This is a genomic window from Geomonas propionica, assembly GCF_016458235.1.
Taxonomy (GTDB): Bacteria; Desulfobacterota; Desulfuromonadia; order Geobacterales; family Geobacteraceae; genus Geomonas; species Geomonas propionica.
On record NZ_JAEMHK010000021.1, the window covers coordinates 18,012 to 34,537 of the forward strand.

General features: G+C 60.3%; 17 protein-coding genes. 12 read left to right on the forward strand and 5 right to left on the reverse strand.

Translation table 11 applies throughout. The features are described 5' to 3' along the window. The first annotated feature begins 12 nt into the window (after positions 1 to 12). The 4 genes from JFN90_RS20875 (at position 13) to JFN90_RS20890 (ending at position 5,999) form a co-directional block, all read left to right on the forward strand. The gene (locus tag JFN90_RS20875; RefSeq protein WP_199397061.1) at positions 13 to 825 is read left to right on the forward strand and encodes an electron transfer flavoprotein subunit beta/FixA family protein; all 813 of its coding nucleotides are present in this window, start codon (positions 13 to 15) and stop codon (positions 823 to 825) included. Between the two features lie 8 nt (positions 826 to 833). Further along, entirely contained in the window at positions 834 to 2,177 is a 1,344-nt protein-coding gene (locus tag JFN90_RS20880) for an electron transfer flavoprotein subunit alpha (RefSeq protein ID WP_199397062.1), read from the forward strand. An 89-nt stretch (positions 2,178 to 2,266) separates the two neighbouring features. Next, complete coding sequence (locus JFN90_RS20885; RefSeq protein WP_199397063.1) at positions 2,267 to 4,264, forward strand: heterodisulfide reductase-related iron-sulfur binding cluster; 1,998 nt, start codon at positions 2,267 to 2,269, stop codon at positions 4,262 to 4,264. Between the two features lie 85 nt (positions 4,265 to 4,349). Then, the gene (locus JFN90_RS20890) at positions 4,350 to 5,999 is read left to right on the forward strand and encodes a PAS domain-containing sensor histidine kinase (RefSeq protein ID WP_199397064.1); all 1,650 of its coding nucleotides are present in this window, start codon (positions 4,350 to 4,352) and stop codon (positions 5,997 to 5,999) included. Between the two features lie 7 nt (positions 6,000 to 6,006). Here JFN90_RS20890 and JFN90_RS20895 read toward each other — a convergent pair whose 3' ends face one another. Then, positions 6,007 to 6,408: a winged helix-turn-helix transcriptional regulator gene (locus JFN90_RS20895; RefSeq protein ID WP_199397065.1), complete on the reverse strand. Its 402-nt coding sequence runs from the start codon at positions 6,406 to 6,408 to the stop codon at positions 6,007 to 6,009. 97 nt (positions 6,409 to 6,505) lie between these two features. On the opposite strand from JFN90_RS20895, the gene JFN90_RS20900 reads away from it, so the two are divergent. Together JFN90_RS20900 and JFN90_RS20905 are read left to right on the forward strand one after the other, a co-directional pair. After that, positions 6,506 to 7,363, forward strand: a complete 858-nt coding sequence (locus tag JFN90_RS20900) for an SDR family oxidoreductase (protein ID WP_199397066.1) — start codon at positions 6,506 to 6,508, stop codon at positions 7,361 to 7,363. 142 nt (positions 7,364 to 7,505) lie between these two features. After that, positions 7,506 to 7,664: a hypothetical protein gene (locus JFN90_RS20905; protein ID WP_199397067.1), complete on the forward strand. Its 159-nt coding sequence runs from the start codon at positions 7,506 to 7,508 to the stop codon at positions 7,662 to 7,664. Positions 7,665 to 7,724: 60 nt separating this feature from the next. On the opposite strand, the gene JFN90_RS20910 is transcribed toward JFN90_RS20905, so the two are convergent. Continuing rightward, positions 7,725 to 8,585 (reverse strand): AraC family transcriptional regulator, encoded by an 861-nt coding sequence (locus tag JFN90_RS20910; protein ID WP_199397068.1) that lies wholly within the window; start codon positions 8,583 to 8,585, stop codon positions 7,725 to 7,727. Positions 8,586 to 8,951: 366 nt separating this feature from the next. Here JFN90_RS20910 and JFN90_RS20915 point away from each other — a divergent pair, with 366 nt between their 5' ends. Further along, the gene (locus tag JFN90_RS20915) at positions 8,952 to 11,492 is read left to right on the forward strand and encodes an SPFH domain-containing protein (RefSeq protein WP_236019105.1); all 2,541 of its coding nucleotides are present in this window, start codon (positions 8,952 to 8,954) and stop codon (positions 11,490 to 11,492) included. Between the two features lie 246 nt (positions 11,493 to 11,738). Further along, positions 11,739 to 12,851, forward strand: a complete 1,113-nt coding sequence (locus JFN90_RS20920) for a GTP pyrophosphokinase (RefSeq protein WP_199397069.1) — start codon at positions 11,739 to 11,741, stop codon at positions 12,849 to 12,851. Here JFN90_RS20920 and JFN90_RS20925 read toward each other — a convergent pair. Next, positions 12,848 to 12,988: a hypothetical protein gene (locus JFN90_RS20925; RefSeq protein WP_199397070.1), complete on the reverse strand. Its 141-nt coding sequence runs from the start codon at positions 12,986 to 12,988 to the stop codon at positions 12,848 to 12,850. The two genes, JFN90_RS20920 and JFN90_RS20925, sit on opposite strands and share 4 nt — an antisense overlap. A gap of 45 nt (positions 12,989 to 13,033) precedes the next feature. Next, positions 13,034 to 13,594 carry a dihydrofolate reductase family protein gene (locus JFN90_RS20930; RefSeq protein WP_199397071.1) on the reverse strand — a complete coding sequence of 187 codons (561 nt, stop codon included), beginning with the start codon at positions 13,592 to 13,594 and terminating at the stop codon, positions 13,034 to 13,036. Between the two features lie 323 nt (positions 13,595 to 13,917). On the opposite strand from JFN90_RS20930, the gene JFN90_RS20935 reads away from it, so the two are divergent. From JFN90_RS20935 to JFN90_RS20945, 3 genes are read left to right on the forward strand one after another with little or no spacing between them, the layout of a single operon-like run. After that, a complete protein-coding gene (locus tag JFN90_RS20935; protein WP_199397072.1) occupies positions 13,918 to 14,121 on the forward strand; it encodes a hypothetical protein in 204 nt (67 codons plus the stop codon). 5 nt (positions 14,122 to 14,126) lie between these two features. Beyond that, positions 14,127 to 14,444, forward strand: a complete 318-nt coding sequence (locus tag JFN90_RS20940) for a type II toxin-antitoxin system MqsR family toxin (RefSeq protein ID WP_199397073.1) — start codon at positions 14,127 to 14,129, stop codon at positions 14,442 to 14,444. Next, positions 14,437 to 14,850 (forward strand): type II toxin-antitoxin system MqsA family antitoxin, encoded by a 414-nt coding sequence (locus JFN90_RS20945; RefSeq protein ID WP_199397074.1) that lies wholly within the window; start codon positions 14,437 to 14,439, stop codon positions 14,848 to 14,850. Before JFN90_RS20940 ends, JFN90_RS20945 begins: the two co-directional genes overlap by 8 nt. A 54-nt stretch (positions 14,851 to 14,904) precedes the next feature. Here JFN90_RS20945 and JFN90_RS20950 read toward each other — a convergent pair whose 3' ends face one another. Continuing rightward, the gene (locus JFN90_RS20950) at positions 14,905 to 15,276 is read right to left on the reverse strand and encodes a hypothetical protein (RefSeq protein WP_199397075.1); all 372 of its coding nucleotides are present in this window, start codon (positions 15,274 to 15,276) and stop codon (positions 14,905 to 14,907) included. A 414-nt stretch (positions 15,277 to 15,690) separates the two neighbouring features. Here JFN90_RS20950 and JFN90_RS20955 point away from each other — a divergent pair, with 414 nt between their 5' ends. Beyond that, positions 15,691 to 16,089 (forward strand): hypothetical protein, encoded by a 399-nt coding sequence (locus JFN90_RS20955; protein ID WP_215906895.1) that lies wholly within the window; start codon positions 15,691 to 15,693, stop codon positions 16,087 to 16,089. Positions 16,090 to 16,526: the final 437 nt, after the last annotated feature.

The window sequence follows — 16,526 nt, forward strand, 5'->3', positions numbered from 1 at the left end:
ACGGAGCTGGTAATGCTAGTCGTAGTCTGCATCAAACAGGTGCCGGACACCACCCAGGTACAGATCGATCCCGTAACCAACACCCTGGTGCGCGAGGGAATCCCCTTCATCGTCAACCCGTACGACGCCCACGCCCTGGAGGAGGCCCTGAGGCTTAAGGACCAGTTCGGCTTCCGGGTCGCCGCCCTCTCCATGGGTCCTCCCAACGCGGAGGCCACGCTGAAAAAGGCGCTGGCCCTTGGGGTGGATGAGGCCATCCTCCTCTCCGACCGCGTCTTTGGCGGGGCTGACACATTGGCCACCAGCCGGGTCCTGTCCGAGGCGATCGCAAAGCTGAACCAGCGGGAGCAGGTGGGCATCGTCATTTGCGGCAAGCAGACCATCGACGGCGACACCGCCCAGGTCGGGCCCGGCATCGCCACCCGACTCGGCTATACCCAGCTCACCCTGGTGGACCATATCGAGAAGCTCGACCCGTTTCAGGAGAGGATCACGGTGCGGCGCAAGCTGGAAGGACGCCACGAGATCGTGGAAGCTCCGCTCCCCGTGCTGCTCACCGTGGTGCGCGAGGTGAACCGCCCGCGTTATCCGACCGTCCCGATGCGGCTGGAATCCGAGGAGGCGGTGGTGCAGATCTGGAGCAACCAGGAACTGCAACTGGATCAAAACGGCATCGGGCTGAAAGGCTCGCCGACCTGGGTGAGCCGGATCTTCTCCCCGCAACGGGAGAAAGGGGAGATCGTCGGTGACGGCGCCGTCGATCCGGCAGGCGCCGCCCACCTGCTGGTCGACAGACTTTTGAGCAGGGATCTGCTCGTCGTATAGGAGACGTGATGAGCGAGGCGAAGCAAGGGGTGAAAAAACCGCGGGGCAGGGCGCGGCTGATCGAGGGACGGTGCATCGCCTGCGGTGGGCGCTGTGAAAGCGCCTGCCCGGTGGATGCCGTCGAGATGACCGGTGGCGGTGAGCCCGAAATTATCGCGTCCAAGTGCATCGGCTGTGTCAAGTGCGTCAAGGTGTGCCCGGCCCAGGCGTTGGAAGTCGTCTTCACGGAGGAAGAGCGGCGCATCCTGGAAGAACTGGCCCGGCACGGCGGCACCGACGCGGAAGAAGCCGACCCCGAAGCACGGGCCCTCGCCGAGAAGCTCGCCGCCTACCGTGGCGTCTGGGTTTTCGTGGAGCAAACCGAGGGGGAGCCGGCCCGGGTTTCCTGGGAACTGATGGGGAAGGGGCGTGAGCTGGCGGACACCCTGGGGGTGCCGCTCTCCGCGGTCGTGGTCGGCTCGCATGTCGAGGAACTTTGCTATCACTCCTTCTGTTACGGGGCGGACCAGGCCTACCTCGTGGACGAGCCGGTGTTCCGCCATTACCGCACCGAGGCCTACCTGAAGGCAGTCTGCCGGCTGATCGACGGTTACAAGCCGGAGATCGTGCTCATGGGCGCGACCGGCCTGGGGCGAGACCTAGCCGGAGCGGTGGCCACCGTCGTCCGCACCGGGCTCACCGCGGACTGCACCGGGCTCGGCATCGATGACCGGCGTAACCTGATGCAGACTCGCCCCGCCTTTGGCGGCAACATCATGGCTACCATCATGTGCGACAAGTTCCGTCCCCAGATGGCCACCGTTCGTCCCCACGTCATGCCGCTACCTGAGCGCATCGAGGGGCGAAGCGGCCCGGTCATCCGCGTCACGAGCGGGGTCATGGAAGATGACATCCTCACCAAGGTGCTGGCGGTGGTCTCGGACCGTAACCAAGACCACGTGGACGTCGCCGGCGCGGAGTTCATCGTCTCGGGCGGGCGCGGCATGATGGGTAAGGAGAACTTCGTCCTGCTGCAGGAGTTGGCCGACGAGTTGGGCGGGGTGGTCGGCGCCTCGCGCAGCGCGGTGGATGCCGGGTGGATGCCGCACGAGCGGCAGGTGGGGCAGACCGGCAAGACCGTGCGTCCCAAGATCTACATCGCCTGCGGCATCAGCGGCGCCATCCAGCACCTGGTCGGGATGCAGGACTCCGACCTGATCATCGCCGTCAACCGCGACCCCGAGGCACCCATCTTCGAGGTCGCCCATCTCGGCATCGTGGGTGATCTGTTCGAAGTCGTCCCGGCCCTCACCGAGCGGCTGCGGAGCCTGAAACAGAAGGCGCCGGAAACTGCCATCTGCATCAACGGGTAAAACCGCCTCACGCAAAGCCGCAAAGGCGCCAAGAACAAAAACGTTGTCTTTGCGCCTTTGCGGCTTTGCGTGAGAAAAAAGGATTGACCATGGCACCTAACCCCAAACTCTTCGCATTCCTCTTGGCGCTCTCCGCCTCCACCTTTGTCATCGGCTGCTACCGGCGCTTCAGCCTCGTGGCACTAGGGCGGCCCGAATACCGGCTCGACGCGCTTGGAACGCGTTTCTCACGCATGCTCCGGCTTGCCTTCGGCCAAGAGAGGGTGCTCGGCAAACCTTTCGGCGCGAACCACTTCATCATCTTCTGGTCCTTCATCATCCTCGCCGTCGCCAATGCGGAATTCCTGGTCGGCGGACTGCTGCCTCAGGCAAGCCTCACCGCGCTCCCGGAGCCGCTCCAGCATGCGCTGCTCTTTCTCTTCGACCTGGTCTCCCTGCTGGCCCTGGCCGGCGTCCTCTTCGCGTTCGCTCGCAGGCTCTTCTTCCCCGAGCCCTCCCTAAGTAGCGACTACGTCAAGGCGCGCAGCCCCGAGGCCTTCCTGATCCTCTCCCTGATAGCCGTGCTCATGCTGGCCTATTTCGGCATGCACGCAGCCCGCATCGCCCTCGGCAGCGAAGATCCCTCCGCTCTTCCCGTTTCCGCTCTTATTGCAGCAAACCTGGTGGCGCCTCTCGCCATTACCCCTTCGGCCCTGGCAGCTTGGTCATGGTGGCTGCACGCCCTCGCGCTGCTCTCCTTTTTCGCTTACCTCCCGCAGAGCAAGCACATGCACATCCTCACCGCCATCCCCAACTGTTTCCTTAGCGACCTTGAGCGGCCCAACACGCAGCCCCGCGAGGAATTCAAAAGAGGGATGCGCTTCGGCGTGGGGCGAATAGATGACTTCACCTGGAAGGATCTCTTTGACTCCTTCTCCTGCACCGAGTGCGGCCGCTGCCAGGAAACCTGCCCCGCCGCCGGGACCGGCAAGTCGCTCAATCCGCGCAGCATCATTCACGCGATCAAGACGAACCTCCTGGCCAACGGAGCAGCCCTCCGCACCGGCGACCCTCCTTCATTGCCACTCATTGAGGCTGGTGAGGCAAAATCAGGTGAAGGGAGTTCCGGCGAGGCCGCCATCTGGGCCTGCACCACCTGCGGGGCCTGCATGAGCGTCTGCCCGGTGCTCATCGAGCACATGCCCAAGATCGTCAAGATGCGGCGCCACCTGGTGCAGATGAAGGCCTCCTTCCCGGAGGAACTGACCACCTTCTTTGAGAACATCGAAGCCAGGTACAACCCGTGGGGGATCGCCCCGACCGAACGGACCAAGTGGCATGGCACTCTGCAAGTCAAGGCATTCGAAGAGGGAAAGACCGAATATCTTCTCTATGTGGGATGCGCGGGAGCCTTCGACGCACGGCAGAAGCAGGTGACGGTGGCGCTCGCCACCATCCTCGACGCCGCCGGCGTGTCCTGGGGCACCCTGGGCAAGGTCGAGCGCTGCTGCGGCGATAGCCTGCGCCGCCTGGGCAACGAGTACGTTTTCGAACGGACGGCCCGCGACAACGTCAACCTCCTCGTGGAGCGCGGGGTGAAGAAGATCGTTACCCAGTGCCCGCACTGCTTTTCGACGCTCAAAAACGACTACCGCCAGTACGGCCTCGAACTGGAAGTGGTGCACCACTCGGAGCTGATCGCCGCGCTTATCGCCGCGGGAAAGCTGGACCTGAAGCAGCGGGTGGCGGACCTGGGGCGGCTGCTCTTCCATGACTCCTGCTACCTCGGGCGGCATAACGAGGTCTACGCGGCGCCCCGGCAGGTGCTCACTGCCGCGACCGGCGCTTCACCCGTTGAGTTCGCCCGCAACGGAGAGCGCTCTTTCTGCTGCGGTGCCGGCGGCGGCAGGATGTGGCAGGAGGAGCAGGAAGGAGAGAGGATCAACCTGAACCGGGTCCGGGAGGCGCTGCGGCAGGAACCGGACACCATCTGCGTCAGTTGCCCGTACTGCCTGACCATGATGGAGGACGGCCTGAAGGATCTGCAGGGGGGCTCGGTCAAGGTGAAGGACCTGGCCGAGGTGGTGGCGGAAGGGCTGCGTGCTTGAAATCACGTTAAAATTCTTTTTTATCTTCTCTTAATGTGGTACCCTCTCCCTGCTTCGCAGCACTCTGTAGCCGGAAGGGATCACGATGGGAGACGACGTAGCTAAATACCACGCCTTGTTCGACCACATGGCCCAAGGCGCGTTCTTCCAGTCCGCCGACGGCTCGCTGACCGACGTCAATCCGGCCGCCCTCGAAATGTTTGGTGTTACGCGAGACGAGTTCCTGGGGCGCACCTCGATGAACCCGCAATGGCGCGTCATCGGGGAAAACGGTGCCGACCTTCCCCCTGAGCAGCACCCGTCTATGGCCGCCCTCAGCAGCGGCCGTCCCGTGCTCGACTTCGTGGCCGGGGTCTTCAACCCGTGCAGAGGATGTTTCTCCTGGTTCAACCTGAACGCCATCCCCATGTTCCGCCCGGGGGAGTCCTCGCCGTACCAGGTGTTCGTGACCATGCACGACATCTCCAGCCAAAAGCGGGTCAGCAACATCCATCTTTCCCGCCTCCGCGTCGTCCAATATGCGGACGCTCATTCCCTTGACGAACTGATGGTGAAAGCGTTGGACGAAGTGGAGAAGCTGACCGACAGCGCCATCGGCTTTTACCACCTTTTCGATGCCGCCGCCGATGCCGTCGTGCTGAAGGCGTGGTCCACCAGCACCTTGGAGCGTTTCTGCCGCGTCGAGGATCGGGACCGGCAGTACAGCGTCGAGGAGGCGGGCGTCTGGGTGGACTGCTTGCGCTCCGGCACCGCCCTCATTTACAACGACTACAACACTCTGCCGCACCGCAAGGGGCTTCCCCCCGGGCACGCGCCGGTCCAGCGCATCCTGGTGGTCCCGGTGCAAAGAAACGGAACGGTGGTCGCCATCCTGGGGGTGGGCAACAAGCCTTCCGACTACACGGAAACCGACGTCCACACCGTGACCCTGTTCGCCGATCTCACCTGGGATGTGGCCCAGCAGAAGCAGATGCAGAGTAGGCTGCTCGCGAAAACGGACGAACTGAAGCAGGCCAACGAGCTTCTCGAACAGCGGGTCAGCCAGCGCACCGCCGACCTGCAGGCGGCCATCCGGGAGCAGGAGTCCTTCAGCTACTCCGTGTCCCACGACCTGCGGGCCCCCTTGCGGCACATAAGCAGCTACAGTTCCATCCTGATCGAGGACTACGGGCCGGCTCTTCCTTACGAGGCTCGCACCTACCTGGACCGGATGCGCGGAGCCGCCAATCAGATGGGAGCGCTCATCGACCACCTACTGGAGCTCTCCAGGGTCGCCCGGGCGGCCATCACCCCGCAACCGATGGACCTGAGCGCTGCCGCAGCCGCCATCCTGCAGATGCTGCAGGAAACCGAGCCGCATCGCCTGGTCTGCCAGGAGATCGAGCCGGGGCTCTCGGTGAAGGGAGACGTCCACCTGGTCAAGCAATTGCTGGGCAACCTCTTGGGCAACGCCTGGAAGTACACCGCCAAGACCTCCTTCCCGAGGATCGCCGTGGGGAAGACCATGATCTCCGGTGGGGAAGTCTTCTTCGTGACCGACAACGGCGCCGGCTTTGACATGGACTACCAAGCCAAGCTCTTCAAGCCCTTCGAGAGGCTGCACGGTTCCGAGTTCGATGGCGTGGGGATCGGGTTGGCGACCTCGCACCAGATCGTCGAGCGCCACGGCGGCAGGATCTGGGGCGAGGGGACGGTGGGCAAAGGTGCGACCTTCTATTTCACGCTGGGCGGGTGAAAGTCTCTTATTCGCCGAGTTCCGGGTCCGACCTCCGCTGGGAGGTCATGATGCTCGGGAGGTTGCTTTCGATCCAGTCCGCCAACGATTCGACCTTCTCTCCTATGGCGTGCCCCAGCGGGGTCAGCGAGTATTCCACGTGCGGCGGTACCACCGGAAAGGAAACACGGTCGACAAAGCCGTCCCGCTCCAGGTACTGCAGTGTCTGCGCCAGCATCTTCTCACTCACTCCCCCCACCTTGCGCCGCAGTTCGCTGAATCGGTGCGTCTTTTCCATCAGGGCAACCAGCACGAGAACTCCCCACTGACTGGTCACATGCTTCAGTATCTCCCGGGACGGGCACTGCACACAGAACAGCTCCCCGCGGCGCATCTGGTCCGACAGACCTACTACTTCCGGCTCACTCATGACACTTACCTTTTTGTGCGTACTTACTTTTTGTAATCGTTGTTGTTATGCTCCAGCTGTAACATAAAACGCACCGATACATAAAGGAGATAGTCACATGATCGTCATCACAGGAGCCACCGGACAGTTAGGCCGCCTCGTAATCGCATCGCTGCTCAAGAAGGTACCCGCCTCCCGCATCGTCGCCGCGGTACGCAACCCCGACAAGGCCAAAGATCTTGCCACCCTGGGAGTGCAGGTGCGCCAGGCCGACTACAATTCTCCCGAGAGCTGGGATGCGGCACTGGCCGGTGCCGGGAAGGTGCTGCTGATATCCTCCAGCGAAGTAGGACAGCGCATCAACCAGCACCGTACTGTCATCGACGCCGCCAAAAAGGCGGGCGTGAAACTGCTCGCCTACACCAGCCTGCTGCGCGCCGACACCACCCCCCTCGGCCTTGGCGCCGAGCACATCGCCACCGAGACGCTGATCCGCGAATCCGGTATCCCCTTCGTCATCCTGCGTAACGGCTGGTACACCGAGAATTACGCAGCCAGTATTCCGCCAGCCGTCGAGCACGGTTCCTTCTACGGTTCCGCAGGCGAAGGACGGATCGCGTCGGCCGCCCGCGCCGACTACGCGGAAGCAGCCGTCGCGGTGCTGACCACGGCAGGGCAGGGGGGACGGACCTACGAACTGGCCGGCGACACCTCCTACACCCTCACCGAGTTGGCCGCCGAGGTTTCCCGCCAGTACGGCAAGCCGGTCAACTACGTGAACCTTCCCGAATTCGAGTTTAAAAAACTCCTGGTTTCGGTAGGCCTTCCGGAGCCGTTGGCGGCACTCCTGGCCGATTCCGACCGCGGAGCCGCGCAAGGAGGGCTCTTCGACGACGGCCACCAGTTAAGCTCTTTGATCGGCAGGCCCACGACCCCGCTGGACGCTGTCATAAGAGAAGGCAAAGCAGGCGCTTGACGCCCTCTCATTTCCTTTTGGGACTCTTGCCAACACACAAAGCCCGCCGGTGTTACCGTGCGGGCTTTGTTCCACTTTTCACCCCAATCTCTTTATAATCTAAAGAGGACGAGGACGTGTCCCGGTGAAAAGGAGCACAGAGATGAAAACTAAAATCAGGTACCTTGTTGTACTCGTGGTGCTGTCCTCACTGCTGTCGGGCTGCATTGTCGTGCCGGTGGACGGTTATTACGGGCACGGATACTATTACGATGACTATGACGGCCACTATGGGCGCGGCCCGCATGGGGGGCGCAGGTAGAGCGGTAGTAGAAACGCCCGCCGATGTTGCTTGGCGGGCTTGCTTGTTGCGAGGTGGAAGCTACTTTAGCGGCAGGTAGATGTCGGTGATCAGTTCGTGTTCGGCGACGTCGGGGAGCAGGTTCAGGTAGTTGAAGAAGAGCGGGAAATCCCGCAGCTCCTCACCGCTTTTGGGGAGCCAGTCGCGAAAGAGCGGGTAGATGTTGTCGCCGATCCGGTCATGCGACCCCAGGTGCCGCACCACGGCGCAGCGGCCGGCGGGGATCACGCTGTTGAACACCCCCTGCGGGTTCTCGGGAACCTCCTCCGAAACCTCGCCGCAGATGTCGAAGCGGAACTGTTCCGGCTCCACGTTGGAGGGATCGTCGTAGACGATGCCGATGGTGAGCGACTGCTTCACCGGCGATAATCCGCTCTGCTTGCGCCACTCGATGAAGCGGAGCGCCGAATCGTCCAGCTTCTCCGGTGCGCCCCGGTGGGCCAGGACCGCGACCCGCGTCTCGGGGAACTCCACGATCTTCACATCCATGTCTTCTCTCCTTTGATTGGGCGGCAGCCGGAAGCGTTCCTTCCAGGGCTGCCATTGGGGTGATTTTCTGAATTGAGAGGGAGACTGTCCGAACATCTGGCGAAAGGCGCGGGCAAAGGCTTCCGGGCTGTCGAACCCCGCATCCAGTGCGATGTCGATGATGCGCTCCTCCTTGCGGTAGATCAGCCGGTAAGAGGCATGTTTCAACCGCAGCAGCCGGATGTAGGCAAAGACCCCGATGCCGGTGTAGAGCGAGAATTGCCGGTGGAAGTGGAACTTGGAGAAGTGCGCCACCCGGCTCAATCGCTCCACCGTCAACGGTTCGTCCAGGTGCCGCTCGATGTAACGCAACACCCTGTCGAACCTTTCCGCGTATGCCTCTGCCTTATCCATGCTGATTGCCCCTCTCGATTCGTGGAGCCATCCTATCTCATTTCGAGGACATATTCCTGACCGAAATTGCTAAAGATGCCTCCTCATGCACTCGTCTTATGATCCTCATCTGAGCCTGAAGTCCATCTAGGAAATCAACCGCTGGTATTTCAGATCGGAAGGGGGTGTAACTATTCTCATTGACCTTTAACTGCCGGCGGGAGTATAAGGGCAGGGACGAAGATGTCCTCTTAAGGGGTATCAATGATAGAGGAAAAAACCAATCTGTGAATCCACGGCCGCCAGTGCGTAGTTAAAGCACTGGCGGCTTTTTTAATGGGTTTTCGTCAATCCCTTCACCTCGACAACTGAAACCGGAGGAAAACCATGCAAGAACCCGCAGCAATCTTCATCTGGCTGGCACACAACTACTACTACCTGATCGCGTTTGCCGTCCTCGTCATCCTGCTTTGGAATTCGGTAGTGATCGTCGGGGGCAACGAGATCGCGCTGATCGAGCGGCGCTGGTTCGGCAGCAAGATGCCGCAGGGCAGGGTGGTGGCGCTGGGCAACGAGGTAGGCATCCAGGCCCGCACGCTCGGACCGGGGCTCCACTTCCTGATCCCCTTCATCTACAAGGCGAGCAAAAGCGTCTTCACCGAGATCATGGAGAACGAAATCGGGCTGATCGAGTCCGTGGACGGTTCGCCCATCCCGTCCGGCCGCATCTTCGCGGCGGTGGTCCCCGGCCACAACGCCTTCCAGGACGGCGAGGCCTTCATCAGAAACGGCGGCCAGAAAGGACCGCAGATCGAGTTCCTTCCTCCGGGCAAGTACCGCATCAACCCCTACCTCTTCAAGCTCACCAAGGGGAACGTCACCGAAATCAAGGACAACGAGATCGGCATCGTTGAGTCGGTGGACGGCAGCGCCATCCCCGAGGGGCGCATCTTCGCCCACGCGGTGGAGGGGCATGCCTCCTTCCAAAACGGCGAGGCCTTCATCAACAACGGCGGACAGAAGGGGCCCCAGCTCGAAATCATCCCCCCGGGCAACTACCGCATCAACCCGTACCTGTTCAAGGTGACCAAGAGCCTTGCCACCAAGATCGGGGAAGGGGAAATCGGCCTCGTGGAATCAGCCGACGGCAACGCCATCCCGGCGGGGCGCATCTTCGCCAACGTGGTGCAGGGGCACAACTCCTTCCAGTCCGGCCAGGACTTCATCGGCAACGGCGGGCAGAAGGGGCCGCAGACCGAGATCCTGCCGCCGGGCGTCTACCGTATCCACCCGAACCTCTTCAAGGTCACCAAGGCGGCGGCGGTGGTCATCGCCAAGGGTGAGGTCGGCATGGTAACCGCGCAGGACGGCGCTCCCATCCCGATGGGGCGTCTTTTGGCCCAGAGCGTGCCGGATCACTGCAACTACGAAAACGGGGAGGCCTTCCTCAGAAACGGCGGTCAGAAGGGGCCGCAGATCGACGTGCTGCTCCCGGGTACCTACCGCATCAACCTGAACCTGTTCGACATCCAGGTGGCGCCTGCCGCCGTGGTCGAGGCAAACAAGATAGGCCTCGTTACCGCCTTGGACGGGATACCGCTTCCTGAGCGGGAATACGTCGCCTCCCCCATCACCGGGCACAACGATTACCAGGACGGCTCGGCCTTCCTGACCAAGAACGGCCAGCGCGGACCTCAGCTTGACGTGCTCCGCCCGGGGACGTACTACATCAACCCCTTCATGTTCAGCGTCACCATCGACGACGTGGCCGTAATCGAGCGCGGGCAGGTCGGCGTCATCGTGTCCAACGTCGGCGAGGACCCCACCGACGACATGAAAAAGCGCCTGGGTTCCACCCAGGTGGGTGCGTCGGAAGAGGAGGGGAAGGAGAAGTACGTGGTGCCCAAGGGGTTCCGCGGCATTCAGGAGGAGGTGGCCGGACCGGGGCGCTACTACCTGAACCGGCGGGCCTTCATGGCCTACGTGATCGACACCACCAACATCACCATCGACTGGGACGACCAAGAGGACACCCGCTTTGACCAGTTGACCGTGATCTCCAAGGACGGCTTCCCGATTCAGGTGTCGGTGAAGGTGGTGATCCGGGTGCGGCCGGACCAGGCCCCCTACATGTTGGCCAAGGTGGGCTCCATCGACAACCTGATCCAGCATGTCATCCACCCGATGATCGATTCCTCCTTCCGTAACCAGGCGTCCACGGCGTCCGCCATGAATTTCCTGCAGAGCCGCTCCGAAGAGCAGGCGAAGGCGGAAACCCGCGCCCGCATCGACCTGGAAAAGTACCACGTCGAGTGCGTCTCCGTGCTCATCTGCCAGATCAAGCTCCCCGAGGACCTGATGCAGACCCAGACCAAGCGCATCATCGCCGAGCAGCAGCAGGAGATGTACAAGATGGAGCAACGCTCGCAGGCCGAGCGCACCGAGATGGAGAAGATGCGCGCCACGGCGGACCAGCAGCCGACCCTGGTCGCCTCCGAGATCGCGGTGAAGGTGGCGACCCAGAAGAAGGCCGAGATGATCACCTTGGCCGAGGGCAGCGCCGAGGCCAAGGCGCTGGAAGGAACCGGCGAAGGGAAGCGGCTGAAGGCGATCGGCGAAGGCGAGGCCTCCAAGATAGCCGCCATCGGCGACGCCACGGCGCAGGCCTACAACAAGCAGCAGGAGGCGATCGGCGAGGAAGCGATCAAGCAGATCAAGATCGTTGAACTGATCGCCGCCGCTATCGAAAACGGCCAGATCAAGATCGTCCCGGACGTGTTGGTGACCGGCGGAGGGAGCGCCGGCGACGGCCTCATGGGCATGCTGACCAAGTTGTTGCCGGGCCTGGACCTGAACGCCTTCGCGAAGAAAGCGATGTCGGGTGAGCCCGACGGCGGAGGCAAAGAGGTGCGGGGACTCTTGAAGTAGTAGGGAGTCGGCAGGAGGATGTGAAGGAGATCATGCGCAGGGGGTGCCGTCAGGCACCCCCTGCGCTTTTGACAAGAGTCGCGTCGCGGAAGATCGGCTTTACGCGCAGCGACCGAACCTTCCCTCGCTATCCCTGGTTCAGGTAGGCGCTCCTTTACCTCTCGCATTTCGCTGCATAACAGGATAAAGTTACGCTGCTCCGGCTTTCAATGAGAGAGCAACAACAGCGTCAATAAGGAAAGGCATATGGCATCACTGGATTTTGAACAGGAAAAAGCAAATTTCAACACGTACTACGAAAGCAACCACAAGCAGTTCATCGCCGCCAAGGATGCCTATCTCGGCATGATCAGGACCCTGATCAGGCAAAGCGATGTTGGTGAGGTCACCAAGATAGAAGGGCGCGTCAAGGACAAAGAGGAATGCGTAAAGAAGTTCCAGCGCAAGTACCAGGGCAAGCTCGACGCGGACGAACAACCCTACGAGATCAAGGACTTCATATCGGACCTCATCGGCATCCGGGTCGTCTGCCTCTACGAGGATGAAGTCCCCGCGGTTTCGGCGCTGCTGCAACGGCACTACAGGATCCTGAACGTAACGGACAAGACCTCTGCCGTTGAGAGCACCGAGGATTCCTTTGGTTACAAAGGGCTGCACATGGACCTGGCCCTGGACCCGGAGGCTCCCTGCCTTGCCAAGAATCTTCCGCCGCTGGAGATCAGCTTCGAGGTGCAGATCCGGTCACTGATTCAAGACGCTTGGAGCAGGCTGGACCACAAGATCAAATACAAGAAATCGATCCCGGTCGACCTGAAGCGCAGGATCAACGTCCTCTCTGCCCTGTTCGAGCTGGCGGACCGTGAATTCAAGGAAATCCGCAACGCCACCTCGGACCTGATGCAGCAGGCGACGGACACGCAGATCAGCGAGCGGGTAGACGGCGTGCTGGAAGTACCCGGACCGACGGCGTCCCCCGGCTCGAAAACCGTGAACGCCTTCAACTTCGTCCCCATCGCCGGGCACTTTTTCAGGGATTTTTCCTTTGAGGATCAGAAGGTGGATGATTTCGTTCAGGACATCCTGGAGCAGGACAGCACTTTCCAGAAAGCGGATCTGCACAGGTGCCTCAACGAGAATCTGAAAGTCGTCCGGCAGTACAGCGAGCATGTCATCGCAGAAAACCCGAACAGGACCTTCAGTGCCTACACTCTGATCAGGCACTGCCTGTATCTCTACGACCAGGAAAGATTCGAGCGGATTTTGACACGGAGAAACAGCGAGCGTTTCTCGCTCTGGCTCAGGGGTTCTCGGTCGGCCCAAGCCGCCACTGCTGCAGAGGGGACACCTCAATCCGTTTAAGGCGCGGGATTTTTGATCCACGCGGAAATGAGATCGACGACTTCCTTTTCCATGCCGATGAACCCGTGCCGGTGCAGCGCCTGGCAGGGGGCTCCGGTGGGGGGAGCGCCGCCGACGCAAAGCAGTAGTAATCGCATATTGCCCCAATTGAATCAGGCTGGGACTGCGGCCCCAGCGGCGCCTTATCGGGCAGCCTTTGGTACCTGGTACCGTAACTCGGCCAATCCTGGGCCGAACTGCTGCACGGAAATCAAGTTCAACGGTGGGGTGACCAGGCGACGCGGAAAGAACGGCTTCCCCTCGCCGAGGGTTACCGAGCCGACTTGTACGATGATCTCGTCCAGCAGCCCGGCGTCGTAGAACTGGCCGGCCAGATCGCCTCCACCCACAATCCAGATGTTCCTGGATCCTGCCGCTTTCATCATGTCGGAATGAACAGGCCGGACGTCACCACGCACGAAGTGGATATTCGCACCGTCAATGGTTGGCAGTTCCCGGCTGGAGAATATCCACACTGGCTGGGTGTACGGCCACGCCGTTCCTGTCTCCTGGGCCACCTCGTTGGCATGGCGCAGCATCCACTCGTAGGTTGTCGAACCCATCGCCAGTGCGCCGACCTCGGCGATAAATGCGGGATAGCTGGTGTCGTCGACATTGCCTAACTGAAACAGCCAGTCCAACGAATCATCTTCGGTGGCAATGAATCCGTCGAGACTGGCCGCTGCGTAGTACTGTGTCGTCATCAGCGTACATTCCTCAAGTTAGCGCCCTCCGGACCAACTCCCTTTCCTATTTTGCCAGCCGCTCGCACAACTCCTTGGCCTCCATCTTCTGCGAAATGCGCTAGATGCATTACCGCTCTCCTGGCCGCTGTTAGTCGGCGGGCTTTAGGCATAGCTCTCTCTCGATTGACAGCGACGGCCGGATTGTTATGCTCTCATCTTTCCACAGGTTTGGCAATTCGTCTGCAACCTCATGGTCAGCATCCTCCGAGGGGGATGAGGGGGGAGTATACCCAGAGTGAATGATGGAGATGCCTACTCTGTGGTCGAGTGAGAGGTTGGAAATGGACAAGAGACTCTTTATTTGGCTGATGTTTGTCGTAACCCCTGCGGCCTCTTTCGCGTCGGAGACTGCGCAGTGTCCTGCCTCTATTGAAGTAAAGCAGCAAGCCCCAAAAGTGCCGGCAGGGTGGCGCGCATACGAGCAACTTTTGGTCTGCCGTAATGTGGGGTATCAACTTCTTGATAAAAACACCACAATGGTGTAAAAAGGATGACAGAAAAGCGGAAACCAACTTACGATCTGGCCGCTTTCAAGGCCGCCTTTGGCACCGTGGAACGGCTTGCCCTTACCGGCACGGCCCTGCGCAACTCTGCCTCGCTCGGGTTCCGGAGGATCGAGATCGTAGCCACGATTCAGTCCATGCAGCCAGAGCACTTCTATAAGTCAATGACGTCCTATGCCGATGCCCGGCTCTGGCAGGACGTCTACCACGTGCCGTCGCCGGTGGGACTGCTTTACGTTAAGTTCACCGCTGATGTTATTACTGAGTTTTTGCTGCTGTCGTTCAAGGAGAAGGACCATGAGTAATCCAGTCTGTCCCGAAACCGGGGCGCTCATGTACCGGAGTGCGCGTGCCCTAACGCTTACCTACAAGGGACAAAGCATCACGTTCGAGATGCCAGGCTGGTACTGTGACCAATCCGAGGAAAGCATCCATACCGGTGAAGACCTGAAAGTCTCCGACCGCATGCTTAACCGTCTGAAGGCGGATCACGAGGGGCTTCTTCCGCCTGAGGAGATCCGCCGCATCAGGAAAAAGCTGCATTTGACGCAGGAGGCGGCGGGGCTTGTCATCGGTGGTGGTCCCAGGGCCTTTCAGAAGTACGAAAAGGGAGACTTACTTCCCAGCCGTGCGGTAAGTAACGCCCTCATTCTGCTGGACCGCGACCCGGAGGCACTGTCGGTGCTCAAGGCTCCTAAAAGGGCAGCATGACCTTACTGACGCCCACAAAGTAGTTCCCCTGCAACCAGCTTCTTTCCCCTCGTTTTACTTCTTTTCTCCCGCCAAGCGCTCGCACAGTTCCTTGAAGGCGCTGGTCTCCAACTTCAGCTCCACCGGTTTGCCGTTGTCCTGGTAGCCGATGGTGACCAGACCGCCGATGATCTCGTGCTCCATCTCGGCGAAGAGCACGCCCCGCGGGTTGATGAACAGGTTCCCGGAGCGGATGAAACCGCGGTTCTCCAGTTCCTGAGCCATGGCTTCCTGCTCGGTCTTGTGCACCTTCTTGAAGAGCTGCTTGCGCACCGCGCTGCCGTCGAACCAGACGTCGACCAGACGCGTCTCGTCTCCGACGAGAGGATTTTCAGCCGGTGTGGTGAGCTGGGCGGCGAGTATTTTGTCCGTATTTATGTAACGCATGGGAAGCTCCTTTGCGGCGATTTACTGTTGTCTCGGTGCAATGCTGCCAGGGTCGGCAAGGCGAGAAGACATTCCGAAGACCTCTTTTCCTACAGGGACTTGAATGGCTGGTTTAGCTTAAGCGCGGCTGCTTATGTAACACTAATCTACCGGCTCCGTCTAGCTTTTTATCTGTTATTTCAGATGTCTGCGACTGGGGACGGGCCATCTGAGGATCACAATGATGGGTGCCGCCGAACCGCACCACCGTGGAAATAAATTTTGCGGCTACCGGCGCTTGCTTTACGTGCTCTAGGTTGTAATCTGATGGGGTGTTAAATTTATTAAAACAAATTAACAGATGTCCAACCCTGCGCTCAGGCGAAGAAAAGGAGGTGCGACGTGGGCTCCAGAATTGTTCGGGATTATCATCATATGGCACCAACGCTGTTTCACGGCTTCAACCAGGGGGTGGCGACCGCCCTATCTGACAAGACAAGGTTCCCGGATTCGTTTTGGACTGCGCATCCGGCGCTGTTGGAATCTTATCTTGCCGCATCGGCCAAGCACGATGCGGTGTATCACGAGTCGATGCACGGGAGCAGGCTGGTGATTGCGGAACGCGAGCTTCTTCAGGCGCAACTGGTTCTCAACCTGGACGAGATCGCCTCCGTCCTGGAAATGGCTGCTGTGCGCAATCCCGAGATCCTGCTCGCCTCGGCTTTCACCATTGCCAAAGAGAAGAGGGGGAGGGCAAGGGCTAAGGTTGCTAGCGCAGCTCTCAAAACAGCGCGCGCCGGAACGGAGGGTGAAGAGGGGGGTACCCCGACCTGATCCGGCTCCCGGTTTCCAGCTCAAAGGACATGCCACTGAGCTAAAAAAGCCCGAGGTGCGGCGAGCACCCCGGGCTTTTACCTCTCAAACCTTTCCTCTCCCTTAATCCGGACAACTGTCACCTGCCCCTAAGCCCTCTTTCCTGCCTCTGATAAATTCTCAATCACCATGTACAACTTCTAAACCGCGCGTGATAAGTTATGAATAGCTGTGTATAAGTTATCATCTGCGGTGTAAAATTTGTAAACAGCTATTTGGAAGTTCTCAACTGCAATTGATGTTTTATAAATCCCAATGGATCTTTTCTAAACCGGCATGTATAACTTATCCAGCGCGATTTAGAAGTTGTGCATCGGGATGTAGAAGTTGTGCATCGAGATGTAGAAGTTGTAAACAACACTTGATAAGTTATGAGGCGCGATGTATATCTTTTAACC